Genomic DNA, 4,762 nt, shown 5'->3' on the forward strand with positions numbered 1-4,762 from the left:
TCCGCATCTAGCCCCCCGAGGAACCCCCCCCAGCCGCACCCGCCGAGGCGGAAGCCGCAGCGAAGGCCGCCGCCGAGGCCGAACAGGCCGCGATGGAGGCCGCCGAAGCCGAAGCAGCAACCGAGGCGCCCGCCGAGGATGCCGAGAAGAAGGACGGTCAGGAATGAAACTCGACGTGATCAAGCTGGACGGCGGCAAGGCCGGTTCGGTCGAGCTCGGGGACGACATCTTCGGTCTCGAGCCGCGCGCCGACATCCTGCACCGCGTTGTCCGCTGGCAGCGCAACAAGGCGCAGCAGGGCACCCACAAGGTCAAGACGCGCTCGGAGACGAGCTACTCGACCAAGAAGATCTATCGCCAGAAGGGCACCGGCGGCGCACGCCACGGCGACCGGAACGCGCCGATCTTCCGCAAGGGCGGCGTCTACAAGGGCCCGACCCCGCGCAGCCATGCCCACGACCTGCCGAAGAAGTTCCGCAAGCTGGGCCTGAAGCACGCGCTCTCGGCAAAGATGGCGGCGGGCGAGCTCGTCATCATCGATGCGGCCTCGGTCGCCTCGCCCAAGACGAGCGCGCTGGCCAAGCAGGTGCGCGAGCTCGGCTGGAAGCGCGCGCTCATCATCGACGGGGCGCAGGTGGACGAGAACTTCGCCATGGCGGCCCGCAACATCGAGGGTCTCGATGTGCTGCCGTCGATGGGCGCGAATGTCTATGACATCCTCAAGCGCGACACGCTCGTGCTGACGAAGGCGGGTGTCGAAGCCCTGGAGGCCCGACTGAAATGAGCGTGAAGCCCGAACACTACGACGTGATCCGCAAGCCGATCATCACCGAGAAGTCCACGATGGCCTCCGAGAACGGCGCCGTCGTCTTCGAGGTCGCGATCGACGCGAACAAGCCCCAGATCAAGGAAGCGGTCGAGACGCTCTTCGGGGTCAAGGTGAAGGCCGTGAACACGACCATCACCAAGGGCAAGCACAAGCGCTTCCGGGGCATCAAGGGCACCCGGAAGGACGTGAAGAAAGCCTATGTGATGCTCGAAGAGGGCAACACCATTGACGTGAGCACCGGGCTCTAATAGAGCGCGGCATCCCAGCGGGCCCGGACCATACCGGGCCCGTCGCATCGGAAACCGGGGACCTTCGGGGCCCTATGCACAGAGACTGCCGGGTCCAACCCGGCGCAAAGCAAACGGAAGACAGGAAGCATGGCACTCAAGTCGTACAAACCGACGACGCCGGGCCAGCGCGGGCTGGTGCTGATCGACCGTTCGGAGCTTTGGAAAGGTCGCCCCGTCAAGGCCCTCACCGAGGGTCTCACGGGCAATGGCGGCCGGAACAACACCGGACGGATCACCGCACGGCGCCATGGCGGCGGGGCGAAGCGTCTCTACCGCATCGTGGACTTCAAGCGCACGAAGTTCGACGTGACGGCGACGGTCGAGCGGATCGAGTACGATCCCAACCGGACCGCGTTCATCGCGCTGATCCGCTACGAGGACGGTGAGCGCGCCTACATCCTCGCGCCCCAGCGCCTCGCCGTTGGCGATGCCGTCGTGGCGAGCGCGAAGGCCGACATCAAGCCCGGCAACGCGATGCCCTTCTCGGGCATGCCGATCGGCACGATCGTCCACAACATCGAGCTGAAGCCCGGCAAGGGCGGCCAGATGGCGCGCGCGGCGGGCACCTACGCCCAGTTCGTCGGCCGTGACGGCGGCTATGCGCAGATCCGGCTCTCGTCGGGCGAACTTCGCCTCGTGCGCCAGGAATGCATGGCGACCGTGGGCGCGGTGTCGAACCCCGACAACTCGAACCAGAACATCGGCAAGGCCGGCCGCACCCGTCACATGGGCAAGCGTCCCGCCGTCCGCGGCGTCGCGATGAACCCGATCGACCACCCGCACGGCGGCGGCGAAGGCCGCACCTCGGGCGGCCGGACGCCGGTGACGCCCTGGGGCAAGGACACCAAGGGCCGCCGCACCCGTGATCGCAACAAGGCGTCGCAGAAGCTGATCATCCGCTCGCGTCACGCCAAGAAGAAAGGACGCTGATCCATGTCGCGTTCCGTCTGGAAGGGTCCTTTTGTCGACAGCTACGTCCTCAAGAAGGCCGAGAAAGCCCGCGAGTCGGGCCGCAACGAGGTCATCAAGATCTGGTCGCGCCGCTCCACCATCCTGCCCCAGTTCGTGGGCCTCACCTTCGGGGTCTACAATGGCCAGAAGCACGTCCCGGTGAACGTCACCGAGGACATGATCGGCCAGAAGTTCGGGGAATATTCGCCGACGCGGACCTACTACGGCCACGCCGCCGACAAGAAAGCCAAGAGGAAGTAAGCCATGGGCAAGGATAAGAATCCCCGCCGCGTGGCGGACAACGAGGCGATGGCGAAGCTCCGCATGCTCCGCACGAGCCCGCAGAAGCTGAACCTCGTCGCCGCCCTGATCCGCGGCAAGAAGGTCGAGAAGGCGCTCAACGACTTGACCTTCTCGAAGAAGCGGATCGCGGCCGACGTGAAGAAGTGCCTGCAATCGGCCATCGCCAACGCCGAGAACAACCACGGCCTCGACGTCGACGAACTCGTCGTCGCGGAGGCCTTTGTCGGCAAGAACCTGGTGATGAAGCGCGGCCGCCCGCGGGCGCGTGGCCGCTTCGGCAAGATCCAGAAGCCGTTCAGCGAGCTGACCATCAAGGTCCGCCAGATCGAGGAGACTGCCTGATGGGACACAAGGTCAACCCGATCGGCATGCGCCTGCAGGTGAACCGCACCTGGGACAGCCGCTGGTACGCCGACACCAAGGAATATGGCAACCTCCTGCTCGAGGATCTCAAGATCCGCGAGTTCATCGAGGAGGAGGCCAAGCAGGCCGGCGTCTCGAAGATCATCATCGAGCGTCCGCACCGGAAGTGCCGCGTGACGATCCACACGGCGCGTCCCGGCGTCATCATCGGCCGCAAGGGCGCCGACATCGAGACGCTTCGCAAGAAGCTCGCCAAGATGACGGACAGCGAGCTGCACCTCAACATCGTCGAGGTCCGCAAGCCCGAGCTCGACGCCCAGCTGGTGGCCGAGTCCATCGCCCAGCAGCTCGAGCGCCGGGTCAGCTTCCGCCGCGCGATGAAGCGGGCGGTGCAGAACGCCATGCGGATGGGCGCGCTCGGCATCCGGGTCAACGTCGCGGGCCGCCTAGGCGGCGCCGAGATCGCCCGGACGGAGTGGTATCGCGAGGGCCGCGTGCCGCTGCACACGCTCCGCGCCGACATCGACTATGCGCTCGCCGAGGCCTCGACGCCCTACGGCATCATCGGCGTGAAGGTCTGGATCTTCAAAGGCGAGATCATGGAGCACGACCCGTCGGCCCGTGACCGTCGCCAGGCGGAGCTCCAGGAAGGCGGCGGGCCGCGCCCGCGCCGCGACCGCTAAGGAGTAGACGAGATGCTGCAACCAAAGCGCACGAAATTCCGCAAGATGCACAAGGGCCGCATCAGCGGAGAGGCCAAGGGCGGGTCCGACCTGAACTTCGGCACCTTCGGCCTGAAGGCTCTCCAGCCCGAGCGCGTGACCGCGCGTCAGATCGAGGCAGCGCGCCGCGCCCTGACCCGGCACATGAAGCGCCAGGGCCGCGTCTGGATCCGGATCTTCCCGGACACGCCGGTGACCTCCAAGCCGGTCGAGGTGCGGATGGGTAAGGGCAAGGGTTCGGTCGATTACTGGGCCTGCAAGGTCAAGCCCGGCCGGATCATGTTCGAGATCGACGGCGTGTCCGAGCAGATCGCGCGCGAGGCCCTGCGCCTCGCCTCGATGAAGCTGCCGATCAAGACGCGCACCGTGGTCCGCGAGGACTGGTGACGGTCGAGAACGCCGACGGCGTTCTCTGACCCGTGCGGTGGAGCGTGTTTGCCCGCAAACACGCGGACCGCACTCCGGTCCGGATTGCGAAGCCCCCGGTTCCTCCGGGGGCTTTTCGTCTGCTCGGGGCGGGTCTGGTCCCGAAGCCCGCCCGTCCGCTGCCCTGACCCGCCGTCGCCAGTCGCGTTCGCCGTTGCGGCGTGACAAGTCCCGCCCTACGAAGGCGCATGGCCAACATCCGCTCCCTCTTCGTCACCCGCCTCTACCACGCCAGGCTCGCCGAGCTCGGGCCCGCCGTGGACGCGGACGAACTTCACGCCTCCTGCTTCTCGATCGCCGAGGACGACGAGGCCGGGCAGGCCTGGTGCGAGGAGAATGGCTATCCCGGCTACACCTCCTATGCGTCGCTGACGGACCTGCCCTGGCGCTTCCCGATCTTCGACACGTTGGTGAAGGCGCTCGACGCGCATGTGGCGGCCTTCGCCGAGGACCTCGAATTCGACCTCGAGGGCCGCAGGCTGGTGCTCGAGGACATCTGGATCAACATCCTGCCCGAGGGCGGCATCCACACCAGCCACATCCACCCCCACTCGGTGATCTCGGGCACGACCTACGTGCAGGTCCCGCCCGGCGCGAAGTCCATCAAGCTCGAGGACCCGCGCCACGCGATGATGATGGCCGCGCCCAACCGGCGCCGTGGCTGCCGCGAGGAACTGCGCGCCTTCGTCTATCCCGGGCCGCAGGACGGCGACGTTCTGCTGTGGGAAAGCTGGCTCCGCCACGAAGTGCCGATGAACATGGACGAGGACGACCGGGTCAGCGTGAGCTTCAACTACCGGTGGGAGTGATCAGAGGGGCTCCGACTCCCGCATGAGCCACTCCGAGAAGGCCGCTTCGGACACCTCGCCTGCCGCCAG

Annotated in this window: 8 protein-coding genes; all 8 read left to right on the forward strand. The window is 66.8% G+C overall.

From position 1 onward, the window contains the following. The first annotated feature begins 163 nt into the window (after window positions 1-163). The 8 genes from rplD (at window position 164) to ACTS11_RS18120 (ending at window position 4,693) form a co-directional block, all read left to right on the forward strand. The gene (rplD, locus tag ACTS11_RS18085) at window positions 164-784 is read left to right on the forward strand and encodes a 50S ribosomal protein L4 (RefSeq protein WP_442641685.1); all 621 of its coding nucleotides are present in this window, start codon (window positions 164-166) and stop codon (window positions 782-784) included. After that, window positions 781-1,077, forward strand: coding sequence for a 50S ribosomal protein L23 (locus ACTS11_RS18090; RefSeq protein ID WP_442641686.1), 297 nt, complete (start codon window positions 781-783; stop codon window positions 1,075-1,077). The genes rplD and ACTS11_RS18090 overlap by 4 nt, the downstream gene beginning before the upstream one ends. Before the next feature lie 129 nt (window positions 1,078-1,206). Further along, a complete protein-coding gene (gene rplB / locus ACTS11_RS18095) occupies window positions 1,207-2,049 on the forward strand; it encodes a 50S ribosomal protein L2 (RefSeq protein WP_442641687.1) in 843 nt (280 codons plus the stop codon). A 3-nt stretch (window positions 2,050-2,052) separates the two neighbouring features. Beyond that, window positions 2,053-2,331 carry a 30S ribosomal protein S19 gene (gene rpsS / locus ACTS11_RS18100; protein ID WP_277826010.1) on the forward strand — a complete coding sequence of 93 codons (279 nt, stop codon included), beginning with the start codon at window positions 2,053-2,055 and terminating at the stop codon, window positions 2,329-2,331. Window positions 2,332-2,334: 3 nt separating this feature from the next. Beyond that, window positions 2,335-2,715 (forward strand): 50S ribosomal protein L22, encoded by a 381-nt coding sequence (gene rplV / locus ACTS11_RS18105; RefSeq protein WP_442641688.1) that lies wholly within the window; start codon window positions 2,335-2,337, stop codon window positions 2,713-2,715. Next, window positions 2,715-3,419: a 30S ribosomal protein S3 gene (gene rpsC, locus ACTS11_RS18110; RefSeq protein WP_442641689.1), complete on the forward strand. Its 705-nt coding sequence runs from the start codon at window positions 2,715-2,717 to the stop codon at window positions 3,417-3,419. Before rplV ends, rpsC begins: the two co-directional genes overlap by 1 nt. A gap of 12 nt (window positions 3,420-3,431) precedes the next feature. Beyond that, window positions 3,432-3,845, forward strand: coding sequence for a 50S ribosomal protein L16 (gene rplP / locus ACTS11_RS18115; protein WP_442641690.1), 414 nt, complete (start codon window positions 3,432-3,434; stop codon window positions 3,843-3,845). A 227-nt stretch (window positions 3,846-4,072) separates the two neighbouring features. Continuing rightward, complete coding sequence (locus ACTS11_RS18120) at window positions 4,073-4,693, forward strand: TIGR02466 family protein (RefSeq protein WP_442641691.1); 621 nt, start codon at window positions 4,073-4,075, stop codon at window positions 4,691-4,693. The last annotated feature ends 69 nt before the right edge of the window (window positions 4,694-4,762 follow it).

It is taken from the genome of Roseicyclus sp., from assembly GCF_052168335.1.
Classification (GTDB): domain Bacteria; phylum Pseudomonadota; class Alphaproteobacteria; order Rhodobacterales; family Rhodobacteraceae; genus Roseibacterium.